This window comes from Nocardiopsis sp. NPDC006198, from assembly GCF_040613895.1.
Classification (GTDB): domain Bacteria; phylum Actinomycetota; class Actinomycetes; order Streptosporangiales; family Streptosporangiaceae; genus Nocardiopsis; species Nocardiopsis tropica.
This window is the reverse complement of the sequence record NZ_JBEXSY010000006.1, coordinates 1-17,331: the sequence shown is the minus strand read 5'-3', so window position 1 is coordinate 17,331 and position 17,331 is coordinate 1. Positions and strand designations below refer to the sequence as shown.

At 67.2% G+C, this 17,331-nt stretch carries 12 protein-coding genes and 1 pseudogene; 6 read left to right on the top strand and 7 right to left on the bottom strand.

Annotation, left to right across the window (positions count from 1 at the left end; translation table 11 throughout):
• Positions 1-18 precede the first annotated feature (18 nt).
• Both ABZ234_RS06235 and ABZ234_RS06230 read right to left on the bottom strand, forming a co-directional pair.
• On the bottom strand, positions 19-1,323 hold the full coding sequence (locus tag ABZ234_RS06235; RefSeq protein ID WP_355011223.1) for a SpoIIE family protein phosphatase: 1,305 nt from the start codon (positions 1,321-1,323) through the stop codon (positions 19-21).
• Positions 1,320-2,132: an alpha/beta hydrolase gene (locus tag ABZ234_RS06230; protein WP_355011222.1), complete on the bottom strand. Its 813-nt coding sequence runs from the start codon at positions 2,130-2,132 to the stop codon at positions 1,320-1,322. Before ABZ234_RS06230 ends, ABZ234_RS06235 begins: the two co-directional genes overlap by 4 nt.
• Before the next feature lie 754 nt (positions 2,133-2,886).
• On the opposite strand from ABZ234_RS06230, the gene ABZ234_RS06225 reads away from it, so the two are divergent.
• From ABZ234_RS06225 to ABZ234_RS06200, 6 genes are all read left to right on the top strand, one after another.
• Positions 2,887-3,216: a DUF6507 family protein gene (locus ABZ234_RS06225; RefSeq protein ID WP_267949293.1), complete on the top strand. Its 330-nt coding sequence runs from the start codon at positions 2,887-2,889 to the stop codon at positions 3,214-3,216.
• Between the two features lie 243 nt (positions 3,217-3,459).
• On the top strand, positions 3,460-6,102 hold the full coding sequence (locus ABZ234_RS06220; RefSeq protein ID WP_355011221.1) for a hypothetical protein: 2,643 nt from the start codon (positions 3,460-3,462) through the stop codon (positions 6,100-6,102).
• Positions 6,099-6,605 (top strand): hypothetical protein, encoded by a 507-nt coding sequence (locus ABZ234_RS06215; RefSeq protein WP_355011220.1) that lies wholly within the window; start codon positions 6,099-6,101, stop codon positions 6,603-6,605. Before ABZ234_RS06220 ends, ABZ234_RS06215 begins: the two co-directional genes overlap by 4 nt.
• 99 nt (positions 6,606-6,704) lie before the next feature.
• Entirely contained in the window at positions 6,705-7,304 is a 600-nt protein-coding gene (locus ABZ234_RS06210; RefSeq protein WP_355011219.1) for a hypothetical protein, read from the top strand.
• Positions 7,305-7,317: 13 nt separating this feature from the next.
• Positions 7,318-8,766 (top strand): DUF6177 family protein, encoded by a 1,449-nt coding sequence (locus ABZ234_RS06205; RefSeq protein ID WP_355011218.1) that lies wholly within the window; start codon positions 7,318-7,320, stop codon positions 8,764-8,766.
• Between the two features lie 91 nt (positions 8,767-8,857).
• Entirely contained in the window at positions 8,858-9,526 is a 669-nt protein-coding gene (locus tag ABZ234_RS06200; RefSeq protein ID WP_355011217.1) for an HD domain-containing protein, read from the top strand.
• A 464-nt stretch (positions 9,527-9,990) separates the two neighbouring features.
• Here ABZ234_RS06200 and ABZ234_RS06195 read toward each other — a convergent pair whose 3' ends face one another.
• The 5 genes and pseudogenes from ABZ234_RS06195 to ABZ234_RS06175 form a co-directional block, all read right to left on the bottom strand.
• A complete protein-coding gene (locus ABZ234_RS06195; RefSeq protein ID WP_355011216.1) occupies positions 9,991-11,322 on the bottom strand; it encodes an FAD-binding oxidoreductase in 1,332 nt (443 codons plus the stop codon).
• Between the two features lie 379 nt (positions 11,323-11,701).
• Positions 11,702-12,116 (bottom strand): annotated as a pseudogene (locus ABZ234_RS06190) (3'-5' exonuclease); the annotation flags it as partial.
• A gap of 251 nt (positions 12,117-12,367) precedes the next feature.
• The gene (locus ABZ234_RS06185) at positions 12,368-12,910 is read right to left on the bottom strand and encodes a CYTH domain-containing protein (protein ID WP_355011215.1); all 543 of its coding nucleotides are present in this window, start codon (positions 12,908-12,910) and stop codon (positions 12,368-12,370) included.
• A 314-nt stretch (positions 12,911-13,224) separates the two neighbouring features.
• Positions 13,225-15,054, bottom strand: a complete 1,830-nt coding sequence (locus tag ABZ234_RS06180; protein WP_355011214.1) for a UvrD-helicase domain-containing protein — start codon at positions 15,052-15,054, stop codon at positions 13,225-13,227.
• Entirely contained in the window at positions 15,044-16,927 is a 1,884-nt protein-coding gene (locus ABZ234_RS06175; RefSeq protein ID WP_355011213.1) for an AAA family ATPase, read from the bottom strand. The genes ABZ234_RS06180 and ABZ234_RS06175 overlap by 11 nt, the downstream gene beginning before the upstream one ends.
• Between the last annotated feature and the right edge of the window lie 404 nt (positions 16,928-17,331).

The window sequence follows — 17,331 nt, the reverse complement described above, 5'->3', positions numbered from 1 at the left end:
CACAGCCCCCGGCGGCCCTCACGCGGTGGCCGCCCTCCCGGCAGCGGTACCCGGGACAGCGGGCACCCCGAGCGCGAGCAGCGCGGTGTCGTCGTCGAGCCCCTCACCGAAGCTCCAGAGCAGGTCGCTCAGGGCGTTGATCACCTTGGAGGGGCTGGAGGGGGCGTGTTCGGCGGCGAAGGCGAGCAGGCCGTCCTCGCCGTACAGGGTGTCGCGCCGGGGTCCCGTGCGGGCCTCGGTCAGGCCGTCGGTGTAGAGCAGGAGGGTGTCGCCGGGCGCCAGGACGGTCTCGGCCGTGGCGAATTCGGCGCCGGGCAGCACACCGACGAGCATCCCTCCGGGGGTGTCCAGGAGGTCGACCCGGCCGTCGGCGCGCAGGACCAGGGCCGGCGGGTGGCCGCCCGAGGCCAGGCGGACCCGGGCGGTCCCTCCGTCACTGCCGGGTTCGAGGGTGCCGAGGACGACGGTGCAGTGGCGGGCCTCCTCGTCGTGGGCCTGGCCCTCCAGGAGGACGGTGTTCAGCGTGCCCAGGGCCTCGGCCGGCTCCGAGGTGTGCAGGGCGGCGGCGCGCAGGGCGTAGCGGGCCCGGGAGGTCAGGGTCGCAGCCTCGGGGCCCTTGCCGCGCACATCGCCGAGGAAGAACACCCAGCGGGCGCCGTCCAGGCGGAGGAGGTCGTAGAAGTCGCCGCCCAGCTGGTCGGGAGAGGCCGGGTGGTAGCAGGAGGCCGCTTCCATGCCCGGCACGGCGGGCAGGCTGTCGGGCAGGAGGGCCTTCTGCAGGACCGTGAGCGCGTCCTTCAGGCGGGCCCGGTCGGTGTCGGCCTGCTCGCGCGCCCGTTCGGCCTCGGCACGGGCCCGGTCGGCCTCCCTGCGCCGGTGCAGCAGCTCTTCCTCGTAGGCGCGGCGTTCGGTGGCGTCGAAGACGTTGGTGTGGATCAGCAGCGGTTCGCCCTGGCTGTCGTGCTTGACGGCGGAGGAGACGAGCACGGGCAGGCGTGCGCCCCCGGCGCCCCTCATCTCCAGGGCGATACCGCTGACCTGGCCCCGCATGTACAGCAGCGGCGCGAAGTGCGTCTCGTGGTAGAGCCTGCCGCCCACGGTGAGGAGGTCGCTGAAGCGCATCCGGTCCACCACGGCGTCGCGTTCCAGGCCGAGCCACTCCAGCAGCGTGGCGTTGATCCGGACGATCGTGCCGTCCATGAGCGTCGACAGGTACCCGCAGGGCGCGAACTCGTAGAGCTCCTCCGCGCCCTGCTCCAGCAGTGCGCCGACGGCTGTGTCGGGGCGGCCGCTCCTCTCGGACGGTCCGGATCCCCCGTTCACGCCGTGCGCCGCAGGGAGTCCAGGAAGCCCAGGATCGCCTCCGCGGTGGCCTGCGGCGCGCTCAGCTGCGGGCAGTGACCGGTGGCCTCCAGCGTGACCAGCCGGGAGGAGGGGATCGAGTCGTGGACGAAGGCGCCGACCCCGCGGGGCGCGATGAGGTCCTGGGAGCACTCCAGGACCAGGGTCGGGACCTCCACGCCCTTCAGGTCCGCGCGGTTGTCGGACAGGAAGGTGGTGCGGGCGAAGACCCGGGCGATGTCGGGGTCGGTGGCGCAGAAGCTGTCGGTCAGCTCCTGACCCAGCTCGGGCCGCTCGGGGTTGCCCATGATCATCGGCGCCATGGCCGACGACCAGCCCAGGTAGTTGGACTCCAGGGAGGCCAGCAGCTCGTGGATGTCCTGCGTGCTGAAGCCGCCTCGGTAGCCCGCGTCGTCGATGTAGCGGGGCGAGGGGGTCACCATCACCAGGGCCCCGATGCGCTCCGGCACCGCCTGAGCGGCCAGAACGCCGACCATGGCGCTGACCGAGTGGCCCACGAACACGGCTCCTTCGAGGTCCAGCGCCCGGCTCAGCTCCACCACGTCCTGGGCGTAGCCCTCCAGCGAGGAGTACCTCTCCTCGCTCCAGAAGGCCAGGTCCGACCCGCCGGAGCCGACGTAATCGAAGAGCACCACCCGGTACCGCTCGGCGAGGGCCGGCACCACCAGGCGCCACATGTTCTGGTCGCAGCCGAACCCGTGGGCGAGGACCACCGTGGGCCCCTCGTCCGTCCCGGTGATCGTCACGTTGTTCCTGCGGAGGACGTCCACCCCGGACACCCCTTCTGGTCCAGTCCAGCGAAAAAGATATTTGATCCCATCAGACCATATTCGGTGTCAAACCTCGTGTTTCAGGCTCTCGGGGTGAGCGGTTTCCCCGGTCAGCGCCGAGTCCGGGGCGGGCCAGGGGCCTCCGAGCCCTCGTGGTCATCGGTGCGGCGGGTCCCGAACACCGCCCCTCGGCCACCCGGCCTTCCCCTGCACCACTGGTGCGTGCAGGATGCCCGTGGCGCAGGTGGCACCCAGTACTCCGTGACAGTTCTTTCCGAACCGAATGGCAGACCGCCTGCACGAGAGGCCGCCGGACCGTCGGCCATGGACTCGGTCCTCGAGCGAGCGGGTACGACCGCACCGGGCAGCGGTGAGGCACCGGTTCAGCCTGTTCATCGACAACCCATGACAGAAGGGTGACCCCGACCGACGAAACATGGTCGGTCGCCTTGAGAGGGCCGCCCAGGCAATGGCAGCCGGGATTCGGCCGGGCCTGCTTCAAGAAGAGGTCGCGACAACGGCCGGAACGCCGATGCCTTCCGAGGCGAACGGCGTCCGGCACATCACGGGCCCACCGACTCCTTCTCCCACCCCTCACCGGAGCGCCACTGGCCGGAATCGGCCACCAATCGTCCGCTTGACCTCTGACGACGCGGAAACAGTGATGCACGGGGCGAAACCATGGCAATAGAGTCTGCATCGCCACCAGAAACATCACCCCGTCCCCACACCCCGAGACAGAGGGGAGACCCACGTGTCAGCCTGGAACATCCAGACCGGAGAGGTGTTCGGCGTCCTCTCAGGCGTCTCCGGACACATAGGCGACGAAGAGGGAAGCCAAGGGCTCACTTCGCACTTGAATTCGATGGAAACGCATCTGAACGAGGCCAACAGCGCGGCCAACAGCGACCCGATCGGAGTAGCCCTCTCCGAGTTCGCCGAGCACTACTTCGACGAGGTCGGCGGCATGGTCGAAAAGAGCGCCAGCGCGGTCGGGGGCGCCAGCGATGCCACCTTGCACTATGTCAACGGCAATCTGCAGATGGCCGCGGACGCCCAGGCCAACGCGGGAGAGATCGCGTAGCGACACTCCCTCCAGGGATCACGCCCACTCCATGAACGTGCCACCCGAACTCCCCGGCGGAGGAAGGGTCAGCTTCCATAGCGTCTTCCGGCCCCACGGCACTGCCGCAGGCACTCCTTCTCCGCCGACCCGTACCAAGATCACGAGACCCTTTTTCCGCGAACGCGACGTAAGGCGACACACAGACCGGCCTCGCCCCAGCCACCGCTGAAGTGCACCCCCTACACGGATAGCGAATGCTCAGTGAGTGATGACCTGATCGACCCGGATGCGATCCCCGTCCCCATCGTGAACACCGTGCTGCTGGAGAGCGCGGCCGGCGGCCTCAGGACCGACGGCGAGAACATCGCCGAATCAGGACAGAGCATCAAGAGCTCATGGGCCGGGCTCCAGGCCGTCTACAGCGCACCCGAGGCCGAGACCCTGTACTCGGCGGTCGACCCCGTCGCCACGACGGGCGACTCGGTGGAAACCGACTTCGGCACGGCGGCCACCGCGCTGGAGACCTTCGCCGAGAGGGCGCGTGAGCTGCGCTCCGAGTTGGTCCAGGCCCGCCAGGACGCCAGAGACCTGGTCGCGGAGATCCGGAGCGACGACGACTGGGACGACGGCGGCTTCTTCGGCGGCGAGAGCGACAAGGTCGAGGAGCACAACAACCTGCTCAACCACGTGAACTCGCTCCACCAGCAGTACCAGGAGGCCGAGCGGGAGTGCGCCAACGCCATCACCGCACTGTTCGGCGGCACCACCTTCATCGCGAGCAACGCCGACGGAACCACCCAGCCCGGCGCCGGCGAGGCCGTCTACGGCTTCGAGGAGGCGCCCGAGGACGTCGGGACCCCGTGGGGCTCCCCCCAGGGCACCGACCACATGTGGTACGTGGACGCGATCCACGGGGGCGGGGACGTCCTCATGGGCAGCCTGGAGGACATGGGCGGCGCGGTCGGGATCCACGGTTCCGAGGGCTGGTTCGCCGGCGGCTGGGGGGACAACTTCACCTCGTACTGGGGCGACTCGATCGCGGGCCTCGGAGCCATGACCGGCTTCTACAACCCCCAGACCGGTGAGATGGTGAACAGCCCCGGCGAGTGGTGGGACACCGCCAGGGGCGCCTGGGGCGACGCAATCCACGGTTTCTTCCCCTGGACCGAACTGGGAGAGCGCCCCGGCTACGTGTTCGGCACCGTTCTGACCAACATCGGCATGATCGCGGGTGGCGCGGCGTTGAGCGCCACAGGTATCGGGGCGGTGGTCGGTGTGCCCATGATCGCCGCCCGGGTGTCGCGCATCCTGGGAGGCGCCGGAACCGGCGACGGCCCCATCAGCGGGGGCATCGACGCGGGCGGCTCCGAGGGTTCCGACGGCTCCTCCAACACCGCGAACAACGGGTCCAGCCCCACTCTCAGGCCTGACGGCGCCCACCCGGACGCACCCACCGCGCCGGACAGCATCGAGCCCGACGGAAGCGGCGTCACCGCAGGTCTCGGGGACATGCAAGAGTCTCTGGGTGATCTGGAGGCCCATCAGAACCAGGGGCCGCAAGCGGACCCGGCCCCTGCACCGGACAACAGTCCGGATCCGACGCCGGAACCCTCCACACCACCCGCCGAGCCCGCCACCCCGGAGAGCAACCCCCCGGAACGCCCGGAGTCCGCCAGAAATGGTGCCGGTTCTCAGGACGCCGACACACCCGGTCAGCGAGCGGACGAGGATGCGCGACGCGATCCGACGACCGAAGAGGTCGACGCGGCCTTCTCCGAGATCGCGCGGCGCAACGAGGACCTCGCCGATGACATGGACACCGCCGACGGCGGCCGGATGGCCGAACTCGACGGTGAGGCGCCCTGGACCATCGACGCCCTGGAGAACAGCGGCTCCACCGGACATGGGGACGGCCCCGGCGGCAACGAGAACTCTCGGGTCCCTGTCACCCCCGACGGCATGGAGATGCACGCCGACGGCACGATCGACAACAGCGCCGACGGCGACGGGCCCCGGCTCGACGAGGACAGCGACCCGGTCACCGTGCATGAGGACGCGGACCCGAGTGCAGGGGACTCCTCTTCGGGCGGACCCCCGAGTCCCCCCGGGCCGCCTAGCCCGTCTGGCCCCGACCTTCCCGATCCCGACGGTGACAAGCTTGAGGCGGAGTGGCCGGACGATAGTCAGAACGATTCTCAAAGCCAAGGCGACACAGAAGACGAGACAGATGCCGATATTCTCAACTCAAGACCAGGGGATGGCTATTACCTGAATACACTCGAGTTCGTCAACATTGGATATCGAGACATTTCCGGGAGCTATGTCGATGAGTCCGGCAACCGGTTCGTCGATGTACCACAGTCACCCGAAGCCGCCGACACCTACCGCCGGATCCGAGATTCACCGGAGTCCACACACGATATCCAGAGAAACACGGGGTATGACCTCAGAATTCTCAACCAGATGAGAGAGCACCTGTTCCAACGGGAACACGTGATTCCTGGACCGCCGACCGGAGCTCTTCGCGACGGGCACTTTGCACCCATGAACCACATAGCCGAGCTCTGGCAACTCGCAGAAACCGGCGAAATCAACCTCCCCGAGAATCAGCGAAAAGCAGAACATTTTCATCGCCTCGTCATGCACGAGTATGTCGAGAGCCGCCTCATGGAAGCAGGCATGCCCTACAGGGCTCACGGACCTGAGATGTGGGACGATGGGGTCTACTTCCCCCGCCGCGATCAGCACGGCGCCCACGACATGGCCCCCCTCGAGTACAACGCGGACATCTTCAGGCTCTGGAGGAGTTACGGGATAGCGGAACCAGACTTCGAGATCGCCCATGATCTCTCCAACCTGGATGATATCGTGGATATTGCCATGAAATTCGAGGAACTACATTGAACGATTACGCCTCCACACTGACCGAACGCCTGAACCACGCCAATTGGCACGGGGACTTCGACCACACACGATCCCGAGTCGCCCTGATGAAGGAGTACCTTCGACGCGCAGCCCTTTGGTCACGTAAACTTCACGCCAAGCAATGGCCTTTCTTTGACGCGGCCGCGCTGGTGAACCCGAACGTACGCGCCAGCGAGAAACTTACTTCCAAGATCACCAAAAATAAGGAAATAATCCATCAGTTCCCTCTAGTCATGGACACCTGCGTCTGGGCGCTTCATTTCAGCGTACTGCGAGATTCAGGGAAAACCCTGCCAGATCTGCCGGACATGTTTGAGCCTCTGATCGTATTCTATGAGCGCGGAGGAGGCTTCGGCATCGACACCACCGGGATGATTCAGGTGGACTACGCAGCTATGAAGCCAGGATCTCCTGCTAGCCATTGGAACGAGAAAGCAAAGACATCTATCGATTCAGAAGCATTGGATCTTCTGGACCGGTAAACCCTGACACCCAGCAGATCCACCCGGAAATCAATCTTGTATGGAAGCTCCGTATCCCTGTTGATGAGGTCCCCAAAGACCACAGCCACGTGGACGTGGGTGGTTGAGCACGATGAGGGTTCGAACGGACTGGAGGTGGGCTGCACTGTCGCGATGTCGATAGCACAGGTTCTCCAGGACAGCGATCTGCTGTACCTCGACAGTGTCGACGTGGACTGGTTCCAGTTCGGCACTGGCCACACCGGCTACCGATCCCGGATCCTTCACTGTCGAGAGCTCACCTCCGCTGCTCTGGCGGACAGGGTTCGTGGCTCCCAACCCGTAAGCCGACCGGAGGCCTACCCGGAGACTCTGCTTCTTCTCGGCCCCGGAAACTGGATCACGCCCGACGGAAGCAGGAGAGGCGAACCCGAACTCGTGAGTGTCTCCGTCGACGTCGCTACCGAGGACACCCTGGTCGAGATGGGCGTTCACCACGACATCTGGGCGGAGAACGATTTCTTCGGACGCCCGCACCCCGAGGTCCATGATGGCAATGCCCCCCGACTGGCGCGGGCTCTGAGAGCCCTCGAAACAAGACTCGGCAGCGAGACCAAAAAGGGAGAACCCACCTATTTCGGGACAGCTTTCCACTACGGTGTGGCCGCACCGCGCGGCGGCTCGAAGATCACAGGACTCGACGTGACCGAGCGTCTTTGACCCGAGGAACCCCATGACACATGACGTGGTCGCCCTGCTCGAGAGGGCACCCACCCTGCGCGGCATGACCAGGGCCCTGGTCCAGGCGGGACCGGAGCTGCAGGTCCGTGCCGTCGCCGGCGGCGCGGTCGTCCAGCTCCGCGACGGATCGGGACGCATGGTCGCGGCCGTCCAAGCGGCACAGAGGCTCGCATCGTCCTCCGAGGCCGACCGCCTGCTCGCCGAAGGGATCGCCGACGACCTGCCCGCCCAGCCGTGGTGGGTGGAGGCACGCGGGGCCGAGACCGGCCCGGGAGGAGTGGACACGGCCAGGGCGGTCCGCCGTTTCGCCGATGCCCTCGTATCGGAGTTCGGAGGCCTCGTCTGGGAGCCTGAGAGCCGACTCGACCGCGACGATTCCCTGCTAGCCGGCGCCACCGACCACCCCGCGATCACACGCGCCACGGACCGGGTGGCGCTGGCCGTCCAGGACCGCCCGGTGGTCCCGCTCTCCACATGGCTGGTGGACGCTGTCGCCGAGCACGCGAAGGAGGGCCGGGCGTTCCAGCTGGTGACCCCTTCGGGTTCGCGTATCACCCACGCGCTGCGTTCGGTCCTGGGCAACCCGATGGCCCGCTGGGTGGCCCGGGCACCGGACGGCCGGTACTACGACGGCTTCTCCGGGGTCCCCCTGGCCTGGAACGAGGAGGCCGGTTTCGTCCGCGACACGACCGCGGCCCCCGAGGACGTGCCGCATTCGGCCTTCCGGGGAGCGGAGGAGAACCAGGGGAACCAGATTCTCGTCGATCTGAAGGTCCTGAACCCCGCCGATGCCGGGCTCCGCCTGGGGAGGTCGGTGGAGTTCCTGTCCCAGACCCTGGCCGGCTCCGTACCGGCCCTGTGGGGAACCGGTGAGCCCGCGACCCTGGCGTGGGACACCGCGGACCTGACCGCGTTGGCCCGCGAACGCGCTCCAGAAAGTTCGTGGTTCCTCTTCACCGGCCCACCGGACGCCCTTCGCACCGCACCGGCCCGGCCGTTCTCCGGAACCCTGCTCGTCACCCGCGTGCCGGAAGGGGTGAAGGAGAGCATCACGCTCGCTGTCGGACACCCGCCGGGTGAGGAGCCCGACCTGTCGGTCCTGTCCGCTCTGGTCGAGGAGTTCAACTCACGAGGGGTCCTCCAGACGATCAGCGTGCACCGTCGCACCGGACGACCTGACCTGGGCTATGAGGCACGCCGTTCCGGCCCCTCCCTGCCGATCGGTCTAGGCATCGGCGTGGAGGGGGTGGCCTCGATCGGGTCGGAACGGGCACTGGCCGCCCCGGTGCCCGCGGTCCCGGTCGGGCCGCCCCTGACCCATGCGGTCTGGTACCGGATCGGTGACGGCACCGAAGCCGACTCCCATGAGCGCCTCCGAACGCTCATGGCGCACCTCCATCCCGGAGGCTTCCCCGCCGCCCGGCAGCGGACCGGCGGCTGACCACCGTCCCCTGCGCCTCCCCGACCTTGCGCGGAGCGCGCAGCGTCGCACCCCGTCCTCGAGCGGTCTCCACGCCGGTTACCGTCTGAGCATGGTGATCCCGAACGACGAAGAGATCCGTGCGCTGCACGAACGGTACGCACCCACCCGGGAGGCGTTCGACCTCGTCCACACCCACTGCGAGATCGTCTGCGCCATCGCCGACCAGCTCATCGACCGCTCGGACCTCGCGCTGGACCGCGACCTGGTGCGGGCCGGATGCCTGCTGCACGACATCGGGGTCTACCGCCTGTACGACTCCTCCGGCCGGCTCGACCACGCGCGCTACGTGAGCCACGGGGTGCTCGGCCACGACATCCTCGCCCAGGAGGGGCTGCCCGAGGCACTGTGCCGTTTCTGCTCGCACCACACCGGGGTGGGCCTGACCCGCGAGGACATCCGCGACCAGGGGCTGCCCGTCCCGGAGGCGGACTACCTGGCCGAATCGGTCGAGGAGGAGCTGGTGATGTACGCGGACAAGTTCCACAGCAAGCGGAACCCGCCGGTGTTCTTCTCCGCCGACTCCTACGCCGCGTCCGTCGCCCGCTTCGGAGAGGACAAGGTGACCCGCTTCAAGGAACTACGGACACGCTTCGGCACACCCGACCTGGCTCCGTTCGTGGCGGCCCACGGCCACGCCCTGGGAATGTCGGGACCCTCCGTTCTTCCTCTCACGGGAGGGGCGGTATCCGGTATCCGAGGGACGGCCACTGTGCTGTGACCGGGTGGTGACAGAGTCGTGTTGGTGCTCGGCGCACAGGTGACGGAATCGTGTGGGAACAGGCTGCTGCGAGGACAGGTAGGGTCCGAACCCGTACCCGCGCCAGTGCCTCCGTCGTATCCAACACGGAACAGTGCCGGGAATTCGTCGGGCAGTCCGTGTGGTCGGAGTCGAACGGACCCACAGTCGCAGCCCGAACATCACCGGTGGGTACAGGAGCTGACAAGCGCGGTCGCTCGGACCGTATGCGGCTTCGAGGCGGTCCACCGGCGCTCTTGCAGCTCAACCGCAGAAGTCCGGGCGGCATCTCCGAAAGTCTTCTCCGACGAACTGCTGCCGGGCTCCCGTTGGGCTCGTTCAACCGATGGCGGGTCTGCACCGTACCGGGCCTGGAGGTCGAACCGTTTTTCCTGTAGGTCCTCCGGGGCTTCCATAAGCATCCGGAGCCGTGGCCCGGACCCCGGTCACTCCACCGGGATGTTGTGGTTCAGGTGGAAGATGTTCTGCGGGTCGTACCGCCGTTTGAGCGCAACGAGCCGGTCCAGCTTCTCGGATCCGTAGACCGCCCGCGCCGCCTCGTGCCGGTCAGTGCCCTCGTCGCGGCCGAGGAAGTTCACGTACAGCCCGCCCGAGGAGAACGGCTCCATCTCACGGGCGAAACCGCGTACCCAGGCGGTGCGCGTCGCGTCGTCGGCCGGGTCGGGCCAGGCCCCGTAGACGTTCAGCCAGAAGCGCGAGGTGCGTGCCGGAAACGGCGTCGCGTCCTCGGGGACACGGGCGAACGCCCCACCCATGTGGTGGACGTCGATACCGGTGCCCACCCAGCGCTGCTCGCGTGCCCGGCGCAGCAGGACCTCGATCACCGCGTCGTCCAATGTGTCGAACGAGGTGTTCTTCCAGTACCCGCGCAGTCCCTTGCGCCCCAGCACGTCCACCGCCGACTGCCAGGCCGTCCAGTCGGTCTCGGCCTCCTCCGCGTCGGGTGGGGCGGCACGCCGCAGGTCCTCGAGGAACCGCTCCCCGGTGGCGCGGTCGTCGGGGTCCGACCAGAACGCGGACAGTAGGAGCAGCGGCTCGTCGCCGGCCTCGAGTTCGGCCGGTGGAACGATGAACGTCATGATCGACTGCATCGGGTCCGGCAGGTCACGGGTCCACTCCTCCCACGCGCGCACGGCTTTGGGCCACCGCGGTTCGGCGTAGATGAAGTTGACCGCGCACAACTCCGTCGGCAGGCGGTGGGCGCGGAAGGTGAACTGCGTGACCACGCCGAAGTTGCCTCCGCCTCCCCGCAGGCCCCACAGCAGTTCGGGGTTCTCGGTGTCGCTCGCGCGGACCCGGTCGCCTGTGGCCGTCACGAGGTCCGCGGCCAGAAGGTTGTCAGCGGAGAGGCCGTAGGAGCGGGTGAGCCAGCCGATCCCGCCGCCGAGCGTCAGGCCGCCGACACCAGTCCGCGAGACGACGCCGAGGGGTACCGCGAGCCCCTGGGGAGCTGTGGCGCTGTCGACGTCGCTGAGCGTGGCGCCGCCGCCGACCCGAACCCTCTGCGCGTCGTCGACTTCCACGGTTCTCAAGTCACCCAGGTCCACGACGATGCCACGGTCGACCGTGCCGTTCCCCGAGACCCCGTGGCCGCCGCCCCGTACAGCGAGTGAGAGGTCGTGGTCACGCGCGTAGGCGATCACCGCCGCGATGTCGTCCTCGTCCGCCACCCGCACCACCGCCGCGGGGTACTTGTCGATGATCCCGTTCCACACGCTGCGGGCGAAGTCGTAGCCCTCGTCCCCAGGGGCGATCACAGGCCCCTTCACCCGAGACCTCAAGTCGATCGCGGCGGTCGGTGCCGCCGCCGTTCCATCGTCCATGGCGCACCTCGATCGCGACTGCTCCGCAGGGAGCAGATCAAGCCTATCGCGCCACTTTGACCTGGTCTAATGCGTAATTTCCACCCTAACGGGGTGTCTCTGGAGCTTCAGGTCGCCCCGCTTTCGTGCGCGCGTCCGCACGGTCTCCTGCCCCACACGACCACCTCCGAGCCGACGACGCCTCTCCGAGAGCGACCCTCGCGACCGGAGGCGAGGAACCGGTCACCTGTCGGCCGGAGCGGAGCAGCCCGCAGGGGGCCGCCCCGCCGTCGTCAACCGTCACTTCCGTCACGGCCTTGTTCTCCCGATCAGGTCAGGCGATGCCCGCCTCGGCCGGGAAGGGGCTGGGCTTCCCTGATGCACGACACGTACGGGTGGTCGCGCGCACGGGTACAGGCGACGAAGAGCAGGCACCGCTCGGCCATCAGGTCGGTCCGGTACTGCAGGGGGTCCACAGCTTCGGATGTGACCGCCTTCGTGAAGGGCAGGGCTCCGTCGTTGACGCCGATGGCGGCGACACAGCGGAACGCCAGCCCTTTGAGTGAGTGCATGCTCCCCGCCCGCACCCCGGGGCCGTCCTCGCCGGCCTTGCGCAGTGCCCGCGCGCCGACCCCGGCCTCTGTGAGCGCGTTGACAGCCTTCTTCGCCACCCGGTCGAACCGCGCGGCGACGGCGATGGAGGCGGGTTCGATCCACTCGCACACCCTGTCCACGCGCGCGTCGAACTCCCCGCCCGAGTCATCCGCGGCGTGCTCGGTGGGCCCGGTGGCGGACGGCGACCACCAGATCGACCGCCGTCACGCCCCCGGGCGGCGCGGCGGAGCTCACAGGTCCCGGTACACCTCGCGGCGGCCATGACCAGCGGACTGTTCGGCGCAGAGGGATCCGCTCCCCGTGATCATCGGTGCGGGTCGCGGGCCTCACCCCCCCTGGTTCGTGCCGTGTGCCCCTCGCACAGGGGGCACACGGCACTCCGGTGTCAGCTCTCCTCGAACCGCAGATCTGTGATCGTGGCCAGGTCGATGCCGTAGCGGGCATAGACCTTGGTGGTGTTCTCCCCGGTCAGGTCCGCCTCGGTGTAGCCGAGCAGGGCCGCGACCCGTATCACCTCGGCACGGCTGTCCGCTTCGATTTCCAGGTAGGCGGGGATGCGCGGCCAGGTGTCGATCTCCAGTTGGGCCCCGTCAAGGGTGAAACTTCGGCGGCGGTTCTCCTGGTAGGCCCTGGGAGTGTGGCCGAGCTTGCCCAGCAGGGCGTTGGCGGTCTCGAAGTCACCGACCTCGGTCTCGGTCTCGCGGGTGCCGCCGATGGCGTCGGAGTCGATCTCCTTGACCGTGAGCGTGACCCGGCTTCCGGTATCGCGCAGGCGCACCCACCGCGATGCGTCCCCGGGTTCGATGTCGTACACGTAGCGGCACTGCAACACTTCGCCCAGGTCTTCCCCGCCTTTGTCGAGGATGCACTGGGCCACGTGGTCGACGTCGATGTCCAGGACCTTGGCCTCGTACTCGATCACGCTCATGGATCGGATCCTTCCCCTGCACTCGCCGGCTCTCGAAAGAATGTGCCCTCACTGACAGGACGTGGGTCACGAGCCATTGCTCTCCAGAGAGAGTGAAGCAGGCTGTTCGCCAGAGGTGGACGATGAGACAGACCAACCAGATGTTCTCGTCAGATGGTGAGGTCCCCTACCTCCGCCGGTGACGGCCCCGCCTTCCGTGGCGGAGTCGCGGTATCGACACCAACCCCCAGTTCGAAGAGAACACGGTGTCTCAGAGACTGGCGGCAACCGGCTCTCTTCACATACCGACCTGGCAGCTCGGCAGGATCACTGGTTCAGAGGCTGCCGATATCGAAGAGCGTGTCCGGAAGAGGTACGGACTTTCCCGACTCCTGCCGGACTTGCCGATGGTCCACACCGTATCGACGAAGAACCCGTGCGGCCCGGTCCAGCGCCTTGGGAGGCACGGCCAGTCCCACCAGCTTGCGGGCCCTGGTGACAGCAACAAAGTACACCCGGAGCGCCTCCGCCTCGTTCCGGCTCAGGGACCGACTCCCCCGCGCCTCCCACAGGGCAACGGCGTTTCCGGGCATGACGACCAGGACGGCGTCAGCCTCCTCGCCCTTGACCTGATGGATGATGCCGGCCCGACCGATGGGCTCGGCCCCCGTGACACCGGCGGTGAACCCGGCCGTCTTGTAGACCGGTGCCGAGGCGGTGCCCCTCGGGCAAGCGCTGTCGAACGCCTCTCTGCTCGGTCGTCCGGAAGGAGGGTCCAAGACGGAGAGGGTTTTCATCGCCTCTTCCTTCCACACCCGTGTGGTGCGATCGTCGAGCGGAGGCAGTTCGCGGAGCACCTTGGACGCCGCACGGCTCAGTTCCACCGGTTCCACGTTCGCCATGGCCAGGCGTTCACGCTCGGTGCCATCTCCGTCCAGGCCCCAGTGGTCCAGAAGGTACTCCTTGAGAAGTCCGAGCGCTTCAGCTCTTCTGGCCAAGGGTGACTCGCCTGAACGAAGGGTCCCCACAGACCAGAGCAACCGTCCCAGCGGGGAGCTGTGGGGTGGGCGGCGCGTGCCACCCACTCGGGTGGGGAGAGCCGACCCGTTGTAGGCGAGGAGCATCCGCTCCTTCACCGGGATTTTGAGCCGCTCCGCCTCCTTGGCGAAGTCTGCCTCTGCGCCTGCTCCGCGTTCGTGAGGGAGGAGCAGTACAGGAGGGCCGAGGACGGAGGCGGGTCCGGTCGCGATGTCGGCGGGGCGTTCGTGCACCCTCAGGCTGGCAGCCAGGTCACACACCGTCTGGCTGCTGCGCCAATTGTGGGAGAGTTCCTTGCGATCGTTGATCACGAGCTCCGGCAGGTCCGGCCGTCCCGTCGATTTGCTGCGGAATCCGTAGATGCTCTGATCAGGGTCTCCGACCAGGATCAGGGGTAGCCCGGCAGCGCTCAGATGGTGCAGGATCGCACGGTCCTCCTTGGAGCAGTCCTGGAACTCGTCGACGATCATCTCGGCGAACCGACTGGTCACAACGGTGGAGATGAGTGCGCCGAGTTCGGGGTCCCGGAGGTGGTTGAGTGCGACGTCTCGCATCAGGTCGCCCGTGAAGTAGCCCTTTTCCCGGAGTGCTCTGATGGTCGTGGTCGCCCACGGTTCCAGGCTCCGCCGCTCCGGTTCGGAGAACTCCCGACCCTTCGCGGTCCTTCCCCGAAGGGTCGCTCTACCGATGTGCAGACCGCTCCGAGTATCGAAGGCGTAGTCGAAGTCGTCGAGGCTCACTCCCTTGTGACGCGCCGGCGGGAGCTTGCCCCACGACTCCAGTCGGTTCCAGACACGGCCGGAAGGCTCCCGGGGGAGGTACGGGCGGACCAGGTGGCGCCACAGGAAGGTGTCGAGCGTACCCACGAAGTGAGGGGATTCCAGGAGTTCAGCCCGTCCCTCCTCGTGGCAGCGTCTGCGGATCTCACGCCCGGCCACCCGGGTGAAGGAGACCACGGCGCGGCCCTTGCGCGCGGGGACGGGGACGGTCAGGTGTCTCTCGACGATGACGCGGGTCTTGCCCGCTCCGGGACAGGCCCGGATCTCGACCACTTCGCCTGAAGGAACAGGCATTCGCACGGCGGCCTGCTGGGCGGCGTTTGCCCTGTGCTGGTTGTCAACGGACATCGTGGTCCTCCTCGGTGATCCACGTGAGCGCTTCGTGCAGGTAGGTCGGGGCGACCAGTTTCTCCTTCTGTTCCTTCTGCGCTGCCGAGCAGGCGACCAGGTCCTGGATGAAGGTGCCCTTGCTGATTTTCAGGCTCTTGAACTTCCCCATCAGGAAATCGGCCTGTACGGCCCCTGCCATGGTGTCGATCTCCGCCCAGTCCGCGGTGCTCCCGTTCGGGCGCTGGTGGCTCCAAGCCTCTTCGAACAGAGCCCGGTTGTGGCCACCAGCTTGGAGCAGCGCGGGCTCCAGCGTGGTCTCGTTGTTGAAGACCCGGGCGACCTGGGGTCCCGCCTTCGCGTCGATCAACATGCGGAGTTTCTGCGGGCGATCGCTTCCGTTGTCCCCGTCCGTGACCACCGCGACGCGGCGAGCGATCCTTTGCCGGGTGACGGTGTCCGCCGACAGCAGGATGTTGAGGTAGGTCGTGAAGTGTGTGCCGTCGATCGGAACCAGAGCGGTGCCGAGGAAGCGTTGCTGACGCGCCCGGGACAGGTGCGTGCGGGCCAGTTCCGGCAGGAGGACCGCTTCGGCGATCCCCTCGACAAGGAGCACCCTGGGGCCGAAGAGCATGGTGCTGCGCGTGGCGTTGAGGTACTGGCGGATCTTGTACCTGTCGTGAGGGGACAGGGACATGTTGGCCACTGCGGCACCGGTGGTGAAGTACCTTCGCCGGGGTTCTGCCTGACTGCTCTCCGTCTCCTCGAATCCGCTCCCCTTCTCCTGACCGGCGCTGTCCGTGTCGGGGACCTGCTGCCCGTGGCGCTGGAGTACCACGAGGTTCTCCGGATTGGTGGCGGTGGCGATGTACGGCGAATGGGTGGTGACGACCACCTGCACGCGTCCCAGCCAGGATGTGCCCGCCGCGACCTGTTCCCTGCTTCGTTCGGCCTCAGCTACCAGGTGTTGCATGAGGATGCTCTGGAGCTGGGGGTGCAGGTGGGCTTCAGGCTCCTCGACCAGCAACAGGGTCAGGTCCGCCTCCGCGGCCTTGTCGAGCTTGGCCAGCACCACCGACATGAACAGCAGGTTGGCGTAGCCCAGACCGCTGGACGCGAGAGCCTGCACGTCCACTCCCTGCTGTTCCATGCGCAGCCTCAGGGAGCGGATCACCGAGCCGATCGACACGTCGGCGAAACCGAGCCCGGCCTGCTGATGGCGGGCACCTTCGGTGAGACCGCTGAGGCGTTTTTGGAGCGATCCGAGGGACTGGGGCAGAGGCGGAACCTTCTCCATCTCCTTGAAGTGCTTCTGGAGCGCGTTCTGGAAGTCCCTGCTCTGGCTTTCGTCCGCGAACTGGCTCTCGACGAGGTACTGGATCATGCCGCCGCTCCCGGAGGCGAGTTCGCGTTGGGCGTCGCGCAGGGGTGGCAGGTACAGGTGGCGGATGCGTTCCCGGGCCACCGGATCGGGATCCGGATCAGCGGTAGTGGCATCCCCCGTACACCAGGACACCTTGCCCCTCTGCTGCCCCCATCGAGGGGGATCGTAGGTGAGGTGGTGGCTGAGGGAACCGGCACCCTCGTCGAGCGCCTGGTCGAAGACGGCGAGCGTGGCGACGTCCGCGGAGGCGTAGCGCGCCGAGAGTTCCACGGCGGAACGGCACTTCAGGGTGTGCTTCGCCTCCGCACAACCATCGCGATGGAGGTCCTCCGCGCGAAGGTGGAGGTCGCGTCGGCCGTCGAGCGGTGGTGTGAGGTGCCGGATGGCATCCATGACGTTGGTCTTGCCGGCGTTGTTCTCCCCGACGAGGACTGTCACCCCCGGACGCAGGGAGACCTTCGCATCGGCGACCGAACGGAAGCCCTTGATGTGCAGCTGCTCCAGGTACACGAGTCACTCTCCTTGATGTTCAAACAACAGGACTGCAAACCATGTGAGCATAGTTAACAGCATGCTGCACAGAGTATGACGCACACGCCCGACAGAAGGTTCCCGTTCGCCGGTTTTCCCGGGAGCGACTTCCAGGCATCGACGAGACTCACACTACAGAGAACTTTTCCTGTAACATCTACAGCATCACAGAGTCAGGGGCGACCGTTGTCGGTCCACAGCGGATTCCCCCCGTCCCCAGAAGGAGCGAGAATTCCATGTCCCAGGTCATCCGGGTCGACAGCGACGTGTTCGCGGAACTCCAGAGGCGCGCGCAGCCTTTCGTGGACACCCCCAACGACGTGCTGCGGCGCGTGTTGGAACTCAACGTTCACGCCAAGGCAACGAAGGAGAACCCATCCACA